Genomic DNA, 14,462 nt, shown 5'->3' with positions numbered 1-14,462 from the left:
CGGCACGGGAGCGCGGTTCCGGGAGCAGGAACGAGCTTGAATTTGCGCAGGCTGATCATCGGGGGGCACGACGTCGGGATGACGGCCGTGGCGCTCCTCGCCAGCTTCTATCTGCGCTGGGGGTCGCCCGAATTCTGGCTGCGCCTGGATACGATCCTGCTCGTCTGTGCCGCCGCGATGCCGATCGCGCTCGTGGCCTATTGGCTGTTCCGGCTGCCGCGCTCGCCGTGGCGCTTCGTCTCGATCGCCGATCTCGGCCGCATTGCAGCCGCCTCCGCCATTCCGGCCGTGTTCCTGGCCCTGACGGACTTCCTGGCCCGCGGCGAGGTGATCGTGCCCAGGACCGTCCCGGTGATCTACTGGCTGGTCCAGATCGCACTCCTGGCCGGGCCGCGGGTCCTGTACCGCACCTATCGCAGCCGGCGCCGCGACCGCCGGGCCTTGCGCGGGGCCTACCGCATGCCAGTGCTGATCGCCGGATCCGACGACGAAGCGGACCAGCTCATCCGCCGGCTGCGCCGCGATGCCGTGACCTCGCTCGAGCCTGTCGCCATTCTGACCTCAAAGCAGCGCCATCTCGGCGAGCGCATCCACGGGGTGCCCATCATGGGCTCGCTCGGGGACCTCGACGAGGTGATGCGCCAGCTCGAGATCCGCCACATCAAGCCGCGCCGTTTGGTGATCTTGCGCGAAGTCCTGACCGGACCGGGCGTGGACGGCCTGCTGGGCGCGGCGCGCCGGCTCGGCATTGCCACGGTGCGGGTGACGCAATCGATGGCCGAGATCGGTCAGGAGGGTGACAGCCGGCTGACTCTCGCCCCCGTGTCCATCGATGACCTCCTCGGCCGTTCCAGCCGGGAGGCGGATCTGGCCGACGTCCGGGCGCTGGTCGGCGGCCGCGCCGTCCTCGTGACGGGGGCGGGCGGCTCCATCGGCTCGGAACTGTGCCGGCAGATCGCCGAGATGGGCCCCGCCCGCCTGATGCTGCTCGACCAGTCCGAGCTGGCGCTGTGGTCGGTGGCGCGCGAGCTGCGCAGCCGCGACCCCGGGCTGGCGCTCGTCCAGCATCTCGGCAGCGTCTGCGACGCAGGCGATCTTGGGCGCGCCTTTTCGACGTTCCGGCCTGATCTCGTGTTTCATGCGGCCGCCCTGAAGCATGTCGACATCGTCGAAGCTCACCCGGTCGCGGCGGCGGCCACCAACACCCTCGGCACGCAGGAGGTCGCCCGCGAGGCGGCCCGCGTCGGCGCCGCCTGCGCCGTCTTCATCTCCACAGACAAGGCCGTGGACCCGGTCTCGGTGCTGGGCGCGACCAAGCGGGCCGGCGAGCTCGTCTTTGCCGATGCCGACCGCCAGGCCCGCAAGGCGGGCGCGCCGACGCGGTTCTTCGCCGTCCGGTTCGGCAACGTGCTCGGCTCGTCGGGCTCGGTCATTCCGCTCTTCACCGAGCAGCTCAAAGCCGGCGGGCCGATCACGGTCACGCACCCGGACGTCGAACGCTACTTCATGACCATCCAGGAGGCGGTCACCCTGGTGCTGCTCGCCTCCGCCGAGGGCGTGCGCTCGCCCGAGACCTCGCCCACGTTCGTGCTCGACATGGGGCAGCCGGTGCGCATCGTCGACCTGGCCCGCCGCATGATCCGGCTGGCCGGGCTCGAACCCGACGTCGACGTGGAGATCCGCTTCACCGGCCTGCGTCCCGGCGAGCGGCTGAGCGAGATCCTGGAGAGTCAGGGCGAGGCCCTGCACGCCACCGCGATCGCGGGCGTGCGGGCGACCGACCCGCGCCTGCCCTCCGGCGAGCAGATCGAGGCGGGCCTCGAGCGCCTGCGCTCGGCCGTCTTGGGGCACGATGCGCCGGGCGTGGTCGCAGCCCTCAGGGCGCTCGTGGCGGAGTACCGGCCCGTCCTCGCGCAGGAGGACCAGGGGGCCGCCGGCACTGCCGGGGAGCAGCCGCCGGAGCGGCTGCGCGCGGTCGGGGCCTGACCGCCGCTAGGGCAGGCGGCGGGAGATGTCCTTCATCGCGTCGGCCGTGCTGATCAGCCCGTCCATCTCCTCGGCCGTGGCCGCGACCGCGGCCTCGATCTGCTCCGGGCTGTGTTCGGAGGTGACGAAGAAGCGAAGCCTGGCCAGCCGCTCCGGCACAGCCGGGTGGAGAATCGGCATCACGTTGTAGCCCCGGCGCGACAGCCGGTCGGACAGCAGCGCCGCCTTCAGCGACTCGCCGAGGATCACGGGCGTGATGGCGAGCCCGGCGCTGGTGCCCACATCGAGGCCACGACGCTTGGCGGCGGCCAGGAAGGCCGCGCCGTTGGCGTGCAGCCGCGTCACCCGCTCCGGCTCCCGCGCCATGACGCCAAGGGCGGCATGCGCCGCGGCCGCGACCGGCGGCGACAGGCCGACGCTGAACACGAAGGCGCCGACGGACGTGCGGATGAAATCGATCAGGGGAGCCGGACCGGCGATGTAGCCCCCCGCTCCGGCCAGCGTCTTGGACAGCGTGCCCATCCAGATGTCGACCAGCCGCGGGTCGATCCCGGCATGCTGGGCGAGGCCGCGCCCGCCGGCACCCAGCACGCCCAGGCCATGCGCGTCGTCCACCATGAGCCAGGCGCCGTGGCGCTGCTTGATCTCGATCAGCCGCGCGAGGTCGGGAACGTCCCCGTCCATGCTGTACAGCCCTTCGACCACGATCAGGGCGCGGCCGAACTGCCGGCGGACGCCGCTCAGCGTCGCCTCGAGCGCGTCGAGGTCGTTATGCGCGAAGGAGCGCCGCGCGGCGCCCGAAAGCTGCGCGCCGATGGCGACGCTGTTGTGGATCAGCTCGTCGTAGACGATCAGATCGCGCGACCCGACGAGGGCGCCCACCACGCCGACATTGGTGGCATGGCCGCTGACCATGACGACGCAATCCTCCGCCTCGTAGAGGCCGGCGAGGCCGAGTTCGAGGTCGCGGTGGATCGGCCGCTCCCCAGCCACCACCCGGGAGGCGGAGGTCGACGTGCCGTAGCGGTCGATCGCGGCCTTGGCGGCCGCGGCGACCTCCGGATGGCCGTTCAGCCCGAGATAATCGTAGGACGCGAAGTTGGAGTAGCTGCGGTTGCCGATCCGCGTCTGGGCGCCGGCCCGCTCCTCGTGCACCCGGAAGAACGGGTTTTCGAGCCCGAGCACCTCCGCGAAGGAGCGCTGCATCTGCATCTCACGATAGCCGGGCAGCGTGGTGAAATCGGTCAGAGCCGGATCCACCACCGGAGCGTCGCGCTCCCTCGGGGGAGCTGTGGAGGGGGCCGTGGATTTGCGGCGCGCGGCGCGCGCGAGAAGCGCTTCCTTGTCGGCCGCGGAGAGGCCGCCTTTCCCGTCCGTCAACGCGTCAAGCCTCTTAGTCCCTTGCTATGGGCGTTCACGGCCCGGGTCACGGAGGAGACGACGGCCGCCTCCACCTCGGTGCCAGCATGGCGCTCGTTCACCGCCTGCGCCGTCCGCATGTCACTGTCGGTGCTGGCCGATTGCACGAAGCCGATGATGTGGTCGGCCAGGCCGGCCGTGGTCATCGCGCCGACCGATCCGGTCGGCGGTGCGTCCAGCCCGAGACGGTCCTGTAGCGCCGTCGCCAGTTCGATCGCCATCAGCGAATCGAGCCCGGTCTCGGAGAGCCGCTTGCCGGGCGTGACATCCTGCTTCGGGACGCGCAGCACCGTCGCGATCTCCTCCACGATCACCTCGAGCACCCGCTTGCGGACGAGCTCCGGGGACTGCGTCTCCATCAGCGCCTTCAGGTCGATGCTCTCCCGCTCCGCCGCCTCGCTCACGCCGCCGTCCCGGGTCAGGGCAGCGAAGGTCGGCGAGCCGAGCGCGGGCAGGCGGCGGGCAGCGCCCCAATCGAGCGAGCCAATTGCGACCACGGCCCGGTCGGGCGACGAGCCCGTCTCGGCCAGCGCTTTGGCCATCAGGTCGAGGGCGTCGCGGGCCGGCATGGCCCGAACCCCGACCCGCTTCGACAGCGCCTCCGCGAGGCCCTTCTGACGGGCGAGCACGCCGACGTCGGAGATCGCGCCCCAGGCCAGCGCGAGGCCGGGCTGGCCGCGTTCCCGGCGCAGCCGGGCGAGACCCTCCAGATAGGCATTCGCCGCCACATAGGCGCCCTGGCCCGGATTGCCGATAAAGGTCGTGACCGAGGAGAACATCACGAAATAGTCGAGCGGGGTGTCCGCCAGGAAGCGGTCGAGGAGCCGAGCCCCCTCCACCTTCGGCCGCAGCACGCGGGAGAGCTGGTCGGCCGTGAGATTGGCGATCAGCCCGTCGTCGAGCACCATGGCGCCGTGCAGGATGCCGGCCAGCGGCGGCATGGCGCCCTGCACCTTGAGGAGAAGGGCGCCGAGCGCGGCCTCGTCGGCCACGTCGCAAGCCTCCGCCAGGACCTCCACGCCGCGCGCCCGCAGCTCCGCCACCAGCGCATGCGCGTCGGCTGCGGCCGGTCCGCTCCGGCCGACGAGGACGAGGTGCTTCGCGCCCCGGTCGGCGAGCCAGCGAGCCGCCTCAAGGCCGAACCCGCCGAATCCGCCGGTGACAAGGTGCGTCCGGTCGGATGCCACCGTGAACGGCTCCGAGCGCCGTGCGGCGGCCGGCTCCTGGGGCGGCCGCAGCAGAATTTTTCCGACATGCCCGGATTGCTGCATCAGCCGGAACGCATCCAGCGTCTCGGAGGCCGAGAAGACGCGGTAGGGCAGGGGCGTGAACTCGCCCGCCTCGAACAGCTTCATGACCTCGCCGAAGATCTCGGAGGCCCGGTCGCGGTCCGAGAGAAGCTGGTCGACGTCCACGCCGAAATAGCTGAGGTTGCGGCGGAACGGCCGCAGTCCGATCTGCGTGTTGGCGACGTAGTCGCGCTTGCCGAGTTCGATGAAGCGCCCGAACGGGGCCAGCGTCGAGAGGCCGCGCTCCATGGCCTCGCCCGAGAGGCTGTTCAGGACGATGTCCACACCCTTCCGGCGGATCGTCTTCAAATCATCCGCGAAGGCGGCCGAGCGCGAGTTCAGCACGTGCTCGACGCCCAGCGCCCGCAGCAGGCCGCGCTTCTCCGGCGAGCCCGCGGTGGCCACGACGGTCGCGCCGCGCCACCTGGCAATCTGGATCGCCGCAAGGCCGACACCGCCGGCCGCGCCGTGGACCAGCACCCAGTCGCCCCGCTTGAGCTGGCCCAGCGTCACCAGGCTGTAGAAGGCGGTCAGGAAGGCGACCGGAATCCCCGCCGCCGCTTCCGTGCTCCAGCCGGCCGGCACCGGCGCGACGACGCTTTGCGGCACCGCCACGCTGCTTGAAAACGCGGACGGCGAGAAGGCGACGACGCGGTCGCCGGGGCGGAAGCGATCGACCCCGGAGCCGACGGCGCTCACCCGGCCGGCGCATTCGAGACCCAGCGAGGCGCCGGCATAGCCGTCCTCGAGGATGTCGTCTGGGAGCAGCGACATGGCCCACATCACGTCGCGGAAGTTCAGGCCCGTCGCCTCCACGGCGATCTGGACCTCGCCCGGGCCGGGCGCCGGCGCCTCGGCGACGCGCCAGGACAGGCCTGAAAGCCCGCCCGAGCTGCCGCGCTCGAGCCGGGAGGCGCCCGTCGATTCCACCTTGCCGCCGCCCGCCGCCCGGTCGATCGGCAGGAAGCGGAGGGCGCGTGCGCCCTCGTCGCTGACCAGGATGTCGGTCTCGGTCTGCGGCACCGCCAGAAGGGCGCGCAGCGTTTCGGCCGCGGATTCGGGCGCAAGGCCGTGCGCCAACGCCACCCGGCGCACGACCAGGGTGGAGGTCTCGTTGGCGAGCGTGCGGGCAAAGGCCAGGAGCCCGGCCGCCACGGGGCTGGCCAGGGGATCGCCGCCGCGTCCGGACGGGATCACGACCCAGAGCTCGGCTTTCTGGCCGGCGCAGAGGTCTGCACAGCCCTTGATGGCGAGGCACCCGTCGCGCAGACGCGCCACGTCATCACCGTCGCTCTCGTCTTCGCTCAGGCCGACATAGAGCACCGTCTCGCCGGCCTGCACCGTGGCGCCGGCGTCGCGCCCGAACAGCCGAACGTCGTGGCCGTCCAGCGCGAGCAAGGCGTCCAGCCGCTCGGCGAGGCCGAGCTCGTCGGCCGCGGCAGCGTGCCCCTGGACCAGGATGCTGCGCGGCACCGGCTCTTCGGCCGACGGCCGGGGCACCCCGCCGATCATCAGGGTGACCGTATCCGAGCTGAGCGGCAGCTCCGTCGCGCTCGTGTCCGCAAATCCCGAGGCCTGGAGTTCCGAGCGCCATTCCCGATCGCTCCGGAGCGGGCTCAACGGCAAGGTCGCGGTGCCGGCCGAGAACCAGTTTTCGGACAGGCCGAGCACGGCATCCCAGAACAGCGAGGGCGGCGCTTCCGCGGCCACCAACACCCCACCGGCCGCCGTGAGCCGGCGCAGGTCGGCGAGAGCGGCTCCCCCTCTCTCGAGCCCGCGCAAACCGTCGGCCGAAACGACCAGGTCGAAGCCGCCCGCCGGAAGGTCGCCCAGGGTCGCCGCGAAGGTCACCATGCTGCCGACCACGCCCAGCTTGGCCCGCTCCAGCCGGCGCGGGTCGAGATCCAGGATGGTGAGCCGGCTTTCCGCCCGGTCGGACCTCTCGGCCAGCGCGTGCGAGAGCGGCCCGAAGCCGACCTGGAGGATGCGCAGGCCGCCGACGTCCAGCGTCCCGGCCCGGTCCAGAAGGTCGAGCATGCCGTCGGCGATGTCGCGGGCGAGGACGCCGCCGAGCTCCAGCCCGTCGGCATTGCCGGAGGAGGGTAGGGGCAGGCTGGCGAGGTTCCCTGCGCCGTCCGCGAGTCCCGTGAGCCGCCCGGCGAGCAGGAGCTCGGCCGAGCGTTCCGGATGCTCGGCCGCGAGAGTGCGGAGCACCGCGTCCGCGGGCGGGAGGTTCGGCTCGGCTGCGAGCTGCCAACCGGCCTCGCTCTCCTCCACAAGGCCGTTCTGCGCCAGCGTCCCGAGCAGGTGCCGCATCCAGGTCGCGACCCGCGGCTCCAATTCCTCCAGCCGCTCCGTCGCGAGCCAGCCATCGGGGGCGAGCGCGCGCGCGGCGTCGAAGGCGGCCGCCTCGGCCCAGCCGTCCAGCAGCGCCCGCTCCGTGTCGCCGCCCGGCTCCCGGGCCGCGGCACAGGCGACCGCGGCCGACCTGAGCGCGTCCGGCGCCGCCTCGAGCCCGGACCGGCCGAGCGCTCCCTGATCCAGGCGGATCGCCCGGGCGACGAGCGCCGTTTCCCCGAGACTCGGCATGCGGCGGACGCGCGCCGCCTGGAAGCGGGCGTCCTGCAATTCGGCAATCGGCTCCCCGGCCTCGTCGAAAAGCGTGAAGTCGGCCACGATCGCGCTCTCTCCGGCGCGCGTGATCTCGATCATGGCTCGGGCCGGAGAGGCGCCGGGGCGGGCGAGGCGCGTGTGCCCGAACCGCACCGGGATGTAGGCCATGCCGCGCTGGTCGGCCCCGAGGCTGTCGAACAGCGCGAACAGGCCGTGGAAGCAGGCGTCCAGACGCGCGGGATCGATGCCGTAGGACGGGTCGGTCGCGGAGGGCAGCAGGTCCAGAACGAAGCGGTCCGGGCTCGGCCGCGACACGGAGCTGATGAGCCGGAAGGCGGGACCGTAACGCAGTCCCACGGCTTCGGCCGCCGCATAGATCTCCTGCGCGCTGATGGTGGCGTCGCCCGCGGCCGGCTCAGGCAGGCGTCCCCGGATCGGCTCGCCGGTGCCGACCGAGAGCCGGGCCATCGCGTGCAGGTGCCAGCCGGCCCGCGACAGACGCGGCCGGCTGAGGATTTCGAGCGTGCTGGTGACCGGGGAGAACCGGACCTTCAGCTCCTTGGCCCTTTGCGCCTCGAGCGGAAGCGCCTGGACGATGTCCAATTCGAGCACGGCCGCATCCGGCTTGCCGAACCATTCGCGCGCCACCGTGAGGGCGATTTCGGCGAAGGCGGCGCCAGGCAGGATCGGCTGGCCGCCGACCTCGTGGTCGGCGAGTTCGGGCAGGGCCGAGGTATCGAGCAGGCCCAGCCATTCAGGGCTGTCGGCCGTGACCCTGGCGCCGGCGAGCCGGTGCCAGCGCGTGTCGGAGGTCGATCCAACCGCTTCCGGCGTCTCCGCCGCCCTGAGATCGCGGCGGTGCCAGGGATAGCTCGGCAGCCGGATCGGCCGCGTCGGCTCGGGACCGAACAGCTTCTCGAGTTCGATCGGGGCGCCAAGGGCGAAGGCCGACAGCACGGCCGGCCGGATCGGATCGCCGTCCTGATGTTCGGTCCGGCTCTCCAGCACGCCGATGGCGGCGCCCGGATAGGCGCTCGCCTCCAGGGTTTCGCGGATCTGGGACAGGAGAACGCTGCGCGGGCCGACCTCGACGAAGATGCGGGCGCCGCGCCGCGCCGCCGTGGCGACCGCCGCGGAAAAGCGCACCGGGTCGCGCACGTTGCGCCACCAGTAATCCGGTCCGAGATCGCCCGCCGTGACCACGTCCCCGGTGACCGTCGAGACGAGGTCGATCCGGGTCGCCTTGTGCTTGAGCCCGGCGAGATCCCGCAGCAGCGGGTCGCGCACGGGCTCCATCAGGCCGCAATGGAACGGGTAATCGAGGTCGAGCTGCCGGAACACCAGCCGGCGCCGCCGGGCAAGAGCGCCCAGGGCGGCAATCCGCTCGGTCGGGCCCGCGACCGTGAAGGTGCGGGGCGAGTTCTCGGCCGCGACCTCCACGTCCCCGATCTCGCGGCAGAGCGCCTGGACCTGCTCGAGTCCCCCGACGAGCACCGCCATTCGGCCGGCGTCGTGCACGGCTTCCTGATGCGAGGAGCGGGCTTGAATGACCCTGACGCCGTCCCGCAGCGACAGCGCCCCGGCCACCGTCGCGGCCGCGATCTCGCCCACGCTGTGGCCGAGCACCATGACGGGTTCGAGACCCTCGGCCTGCAAGGCGCGCGCGACGGCGATCTGCACCGAAAAGATCAGCGGCTGGGCGATATGGGTGAAGCGCAGCCGCTGCTCGATGTCGTTGCTGAACAGCGCCTCCGTCACCGACCAGCCGAATTCGCGGTCAAAGAGCGTGTCCACCTCATCGAAGGCTTCGCGGAAGCGGCGACTGGTGCCGTAGGCGTCCCGGCCCATGCCGGGCCACTGGCTGCCGTTTCCGGAGAACACGAAGGCCACCCCGGCATTCGGCTCACTCGCCGTGCCCCAGGTCACGTCCGGGAGGTCGTCGGCCTTGTCGGCGATGCGCTCCAGCTTGCGGACGAGGTCGCGCGGCGAGCTCCACTGGACCACGGCCCGCTCGCTCAGCAGCTCGCGCCGGTGCGCGGCCGCGGCCACGATCTCCCGGGCGTCCTCGAAGCTCGCGGAGGCGAGCGTCTGGCTGTAGCGCCGTGCGAGGTCGCGCACGACGGGGCGGCTCGCGGCCGAGATGGTGAACAGGTCGGCGTTGCCGTTCCCCGCAGCGCGCTGGCTGCGAACCGGCCGCGGCGCCGGGTCCGAGATCACCACGTGGGCGTTGGTGCCGCCGAAGCCGAAGGAGTTGATGCCGGCGTAGCGGGGCCGGTCGTCCGAGGGCAGAGGCGTGGGCTTCGCACACACGGACAGGCCGAGTTCCTCGAAGGGAATCTCGGGGTTTGGCTCGTCGTAGTTCACGGACGGGGGCAGGATGTCATGCTCGAAAGCCAGCATGGCCTTGAGCACGCCCGCGAGGCCGGATGCGGGTTCGAGATGGCCGATATTCGACTTGATCGAGCCGATCAGCAGGGGGGTCGCCCGGTCGCGGCCCAGCGCCTCACCGATGGTATGGGCTTCGATGGGATCGCCGACGCGGGTTCCCGTCCCGTGCGCCTCGATAAAGGCCACCTGGCTCGGGTCGATGCGGGCACCCTTGTAGACCTCCCGCAGCAGCTTGGCCTGCGAGAAGCGTGAGGGCAGGGCGATGCCGTTGGTGCGGCCGTCCGAGTTGACGCCGGAGGCGACCAGCCGGGCATGGACATGGTTGCCGTCCCGGGCCGCCCGGTTCGCGGTCTTCAGGACCAGGACGACGCCGCCTTCCGAGCGCACATAGCCGTCCCCCTTGGCGTCGAAGCTCCGGCACAGGCCGGTCGGCGACAGCATGGACGCCTGGGAGAAGATGACGAATCCGAAGGGGCTGAGCAGGAGGTTGACGCCGCCCACGATGGCCGTGTCGATCCGGCCCGTGCGCAAGGCCTCCATCGCCTGATGCAGGGCGACCAGGGAGGAGGAGCAGGCCGTGTCGACGGTGAAGCTCGGGCCCTTCAGGTCGAAGGTGTGCGAGATCCGGTTGGAAATGATCGACAGGGCGCCGCCGGTGGCGGTGTAGGCGTCCACGCTCGCCATGTCGGCGTGGCGCAGCGTCTGGTACTCCGTCGAGGAGGCGCCGACGAACACGCCAACATCCGTCCCGGCCAGGGCCGAGCGCGTGATTCCGGCATCCTCGAGCGCCTCCCAGGTGAGCTCGAGCATGAGCCGCTGCTGCGGGTCCATCTGCTCCGCTTCGCGCGGCGAGATGCCGAACACCGTGGGGTCGAACGCCCAAATGTCGTCCAGGACGCCAGCCGCCCAGACGTAGCTCTTGCCCGGCTCGCGCGGACGCGGGTGCCCGTGCTTGCTGCGCGACCACCGATCCGCCGGCACGGTGGTGACATCGCAGCGCCCGGCCAGGAGATTCGCCCAAAGCGCATCCACGGACGACGCGCCGGGCAGGCGACATGATCGCCCGACGACGACGACGTCGCGCGCTGGCCCTATGCTTCGCACTCAGCTGCTCCGACGCGAAAGATTGCGGAGCCGACCTCATAGAACAGGCCGTGCACGCTCGGCAATTCCAGCCGTCGAACCATCTCAGATTGTCGCGCTCTGTTGCCCCACCTCCTAATGGCAGACCGGGCTGGGGATACGGGCCCGGGGGGCGGCCAGGGCGGTTTGCGCCCGAGCTGCGCGCTCCCCTACAACGGCCCCATGAAGCCCGCTCTGTCCTTCACGCCTCCCGCGCGGCAAGGGCACGCGGCGTCCGGACAGCCCGTGAAACGCCGGGCCGTCCTGTTCATCCCCGGTTACGATCCAGCCGGCGAGACGCGCTACCGCATGCTGTTCGTGCGGGAATTCATCAGATACGCCAAACGCTTCGGTCTGTCGCGTCGGGAGGTGTCCGCGGTCGAGCCGCTGCCCGCGGTGCCCGGGCTGCGCTGGCAGGTCGCGGCCGCGGCCGCGGGCTGGGAGACTCACACCACCTACGACGTTCTGCGCTGGGACGACATCGTGCTGCGGGATTTTCGCCGCCCGCTGCTGATCGGGATTCCTCTTCTCATGGCTGGGCTCGCCCACAGCCTCATCACCGGCACCCTGTTCCGTTTCTTCAGGCTGAACTGGAAATTCGGCGGCGTGATCCTTTATCCGGCCGTTGTGATCCTGGTTGCGCTTCTCGCCTGCCTAGGGCTCGGTCTGCTGGTGAGCCATCTTCTGGTTGTGCTCGCGCCGGCTCCGGCATTCGGCCGGGCGGCGCTGGTGGCCGGGGTGGCGGGGCTCAGCTTCTGCCTGTTTTACCCCCTCGGCGAACGCTGGTTCGTCTGGCACCTCATGCATGACTGGGTCTCCAACTGGCAGCATGGGATGGGATGGCGGCCCGACCACGAGGAGCGGGTGGCCCAGTTCGCTGCGCATTTGCAGGCCGTCTGTGCGCAGCCTGATGTCGACGAGGTGCTTGTTGTCGGCCATTCCTCCGGCGCGACGCTGGCGGTCGACGTGGTGGCCGTGGCGCTCGAGGGGGATCCGAATCTGCCAGGCGCGGGCGGGCGCCTGTGCCTGATGACGGTCGGTTCCTGCGTGCCCCTGGTCGCCGAAAACCCCTTCGCCCGCCGCTATCGCGAGCGCCTGGAGCGACTCATGAGCGATCCGGGCCTGCTCTGGGTGGAGTACCAGGCGCCGCAGGACTGGATGAATTTCCCGGGCTGGAATCCGGCGCGCGAGCTGAACCTGGCCGGCGCCGCCACCATGCCGAATCCCGTGGTGAGGTCGGCCCGCTTCAAGGAAACGGTGGCGGAGCAGACCTACCGGCGCATGGTGTTCAAGCCGTTTCGGATGCATTTCCAGTTCCTGGTCGCGAACGACCATCCGGGAGAGTACGATTTTGTGATGATCGCGGCCGGGCCCTTGTCTCTGGCCGACCGCGTCCTCCTCGGGCCCGCCTCAGCCGAGGCCGTGTTTGGGGCAGGGGTCGCGGGCTACGCGCCCGACGCGAGCGAGATCGCGGCCGCCGAGGCGGGGCGGCGCGAAGTGTCCGGGATTGAGGTGCCACCCGCCTCGGCGGATTCGGTGGACGAGCATCCGGCGCCGCGCTGACCCGGACGACATGACGCACCCGGCCGGAACTCTCTCGCTCTGTCAGTGTTTTCGAGGCAGGCCGAAGTTGTTCGGCACCTTGAACGAGGCAGTTATGATCGGCTGGGCTTTGACATTCCTGATCGTGGCGCTCGTCGCAGCCGTGTTCGGCTTCGGCGGCATCGCCGGAACGGCCGTTGAGATCGCGAAGCTGATCTTCTTCGTCGCCGTCGTCCTGTTCGCCATCTCCGCCGTCGTGGGTCTTCTGCGCGGGCGCTCACCGACCGTCTAGAGCGGCTCGGACCGGAAACGCCGCCCCTCGGGGCGGCGTTTTGCGTCGGAGGGGCGGCGCGCCGGCGTCAGCCGACGAGCTGCAGGGCGGCCCGGGTCATCTTGTCAGGCCCCAAATCCTCCACATCGTCGACGGCGAGCAGGCTGGCCAGGCGTGAGCGGGCCCGGTTGACGCGGCTCTTGATGGTTCCGACGGCGCATTGGCAGATATTGGCCGCCTCCTCATAGGAGAAGCCCGAGGCACCGACGAGCAGCAAGGCCTCCCGCTGGTCGGGCGGAAGCTTCGCCAGAGCGGTCCGGAAGTCCTCGAAATCGAGCCGCGCGCCCTGTTCGGGCTGAGTCTTGAGGCGGCCGGCATAAGACCCATCCGGATCCTCGACCTCGCGCCGCCGCTTCCGGTACTCGGAGTGGAACAGGTTGCGCAGGATGGTGAACAGCCACGCGTTCAGATTCGTGCCGCGTTCAAACCGGTCGATATGGGAGAGGGCGCGCAGCAAGGTGTCCTGGACCAGGTCGTCGGCCCGGTCGACCTGACCGCACAGCGAAATGGCAAAGGCCCGCAGGCTCGGCACGGCTCCGAGGAGAGCGTCGCGGATTTCAGGTTCCGGGGTCACGAGCCAGACTCCCGACCCGGTGCCCCGATGCGGGCGAGAATCGCCGTCAGGCGGTCGGGAACCGGCTGCTCGATCAGTTCGCCGTACATGGCGCGGAGTTTGTCGCCGATCTGCGCCTGGATGACCCGGTCCAGACCGGGGCTGTCGGGAGAGGGTTGAGAACTCGTTGAACCGTTACCTCCGGCCCTGGGAGCGTTGCCGTCCCGCTTTGCCGAACCTGCCATGCCCACCCCGATGCTATAAACGGCTTTCAACGCCGCCGTGAAAGAGACGGTTCCATCCGTGGTTGGAACTTTCCCTTCCCTTGCGGGTTTGGCGGGGATTGTCTACCACCCGCCCGTTTCAGGGGCTTGCCGCTCCCAAGAGGCCATTGAATGTCGCCAGCGCAGCTCGTCGTGCAGTATCTCCCCTATCTGCGACGCTACGCTCGGGCTCTCACCGGGAGCCAGCTCGCCGGTGACGCCTACGTAGCCGCCACGCTCGAGACGCTGGTCAGCGATCCGGCGACCATCGGAGCCGATGCCAACGTCAAGGTGGCGCTGTTCCGGGTCTTCACCCGAATCTGGAACTCGCTCGCGGTGAACGGCGAGACCGAGCCCGTGGTGCGCGACCTCCCGGCCGAGGTCCGGCTCGGCCAGATCACCGCGCTGCCCCGCCAGGCGTTCCTGCTCTCGAGCCTGGAAGGGTTCACCGAGGAAGAGGCCGCCGTGATTCTCGACGCCGGCGTCGAGCGTGTGCGCGAACTCGTGGACGAAGCCGGCCGGGAGCTCGCGGCCGACATCGCGACCGCGATCATGATCATCGAAGACGAGCCGCTGATCGCCATGGACCTCGAGGCCCTGGTCGAGGGGCTGGGCCACAACGTCACCGGCGTTGCCCGCACCCGCACCGAAGCGGTGGAGCTGGCCAGCAAGAACCGGCCGGGTCTGATCCTGGCCGACATCCAGCTCGCCGACGGCTCCTCCGGTCTCGACGCCGTGAACGATCTCCTGGCCACCTTCGAGGTGCCGGTGATCTTCATCACGGCCTATCCTGAGCGCTTCCTGACCGGGGAACGGCCCGAGCCGGCCTTCCTGATCGCCAAGCCCTTCCAGCCGGCCAATGTCTCGGCCGTGATCAGCCAAGCCCTGTTCTTTCAGCAGGCTGCCCGGCGTCGCGATCACGTCGAAGCCTGATCTGACGCAGGCAAGGAACCTCG

Annotated in this window: 8 protein-coding genes; 4 read left to right on the top strand and 4 right to left on the bottom strand. The window is 70.6% G+C overall.

The window, feature by feature from the left end; all coding sequences use genetic code 11:
* Positions 1 to 36 precede the first annotated feature (36 nt).
* Complete coding sequence (locus tag JWR86_RS08040) at positions 37 to 1,986, top strand: nucleoside-diphosphate sugar epimerase/dehydratase (protein WP_299563334.1); 1,950 nt, start codon at positions 37 to 39, stop codon at positions 1,984 to 1,986.
* Positions 1,987 to 1,992: 6 nt separating this feature from the next.
* On the opposite strand, the gene JWR86_RS08035 is transcribed toward JWR86_RS08040, so the two are convergent.
* A complete protein-coding gene (locus JWR86_RS08035) occupies positions 1,993 to 3,366 on the bottom strand; it encodes an aminotransferase class I/II-fold pyridoxal phosphate-dependent enzyme (RefSeq protein WP_299563332.1) in 1,374 nt (457 codons plus the stop codon).
* On the bottom strand, positions 3,363 to 10,799 hold the full coding sequence (locus tag JWR86_RS08030; protein WP_299563330.1) for a type I polyketide synthase: 7,437 nt from the start codon (positions 10,797 to 10,799) through the stop codon (positions 3,363 to 3,365). Before JWR86_RS08030 ends, JWR86_RS08035 begins: the two co-directional genes overlap by 4 nt.
* Before the next feature lie 264 nt (positions 10,800 to 11,063).
* Here JWR86_RS08030 and JWR86_RS08025 point away from each other — a divergent pair, with 264 nt between their 5' ends.
* On the top strand, positions 11,064 to 12,380 hold the full coding sequence (locus JWR86_RS08025) for an alpha/beta hydrolase (protein WP_299563328.1): 1,317 nt from the start codon (positions 11,064 to 11,066) through the stop codon (positions 12,378 to 12,380).
* A 94-nt stretch (positions 12,381 to 12,474) separates the two neighbouring features.
* Positions 12,475 to 12,651, top strand: coding sequence for a DUF1328 domain-containing protein (locus tag JWR86_RS08020; RefSeq protein WP_299563385.1), 177 nt, complete (start codon positions 12,475 to 12,477; stop codon positions 12,649 to 12,651).
* A gap of 67 nt (positions 12,652 to 12,718) precedes the next feature.
* Here JWR86_RS08020 and JWR86_RS08015 read toward each other — a convergent pair whose 3' ends face one another.
* Positions 12,719 to 13,264, bottom strand: coding sequence for a sigma-70 family RNA polymerase sigma factor (locus JWR86_RS08015; RefSeq protein ID WP_299563326.1), 546 nt, complete (start codon positions 13,262 to 13,264; stop codon positions 12,719 to 12,721).
* Entirely contained in the window at positions 13,261 to 13,353 is a 93-nt protein-coding gene (locus tag JWR86_RS08010) for a NepR family anti-sigma factor (RefSeq protein WP_299563382.1), read from the bottom strand. Before JWR86_RS08010 ends, JWR86_RS08015 begins: the two co-directional genes overlap by 4 nt.
* A 285-nt stretch (positions 13,354 to 13,638) precedes the next feature.
* Here JWR86_RS08010 and JWR86_RS08005 point away from each other — a divergent pair, with 285 nt between their 5' ends.
* A complete protein-coding gene (locus tag JWR86_RS08005; protein WP_299563324.1) occupies positions 13,639 to 14,439 on the top strand; it encodes a response regulator in 801 nt (266 codons plus the stop codon).
* Positions 14,440 to 14,462: the final 23 nt, after the last annotated feature.

Origin of the sequence: Enterovirga sp. (assembly GCF_028290205.1) — a bacterium.
Taxonomy (GTDB): domain Bacteria; phylum Pseudomonadota; class Alphaproteobacteria; order Rhizobiales; family Beijerinckiaceae; genus Enterovirga.
This window is presented reverse-complemented; position numbering and strand designations above follow the sequence as displayed.

Bases quoted from the DNA above. Each gene is read 5' to 3' on its own strand.
- JWR86_RS08020 (WP_299563385.1), top strand. From the start codon at position 12,475: ATGATCGGCTGGGCTTTGACATTCCTGATCGTGGCGCTCGTCGCAGCC.
- JWR86_RS08010 (WP_299563382.1), bottom strand. From the start codon at position 13,353: ATGTACGGCGAACTGATCGAGCAGCCGGTTCCCGACCGCCTGACGGCG.
- JWR86_RS08005 (WP_299563324.1), top strand. From the start codon at position 13,639: ATGTCGCCAGCGCAGCTCGTCGTGCAGTATCTCCCCTATCTGCGACGC.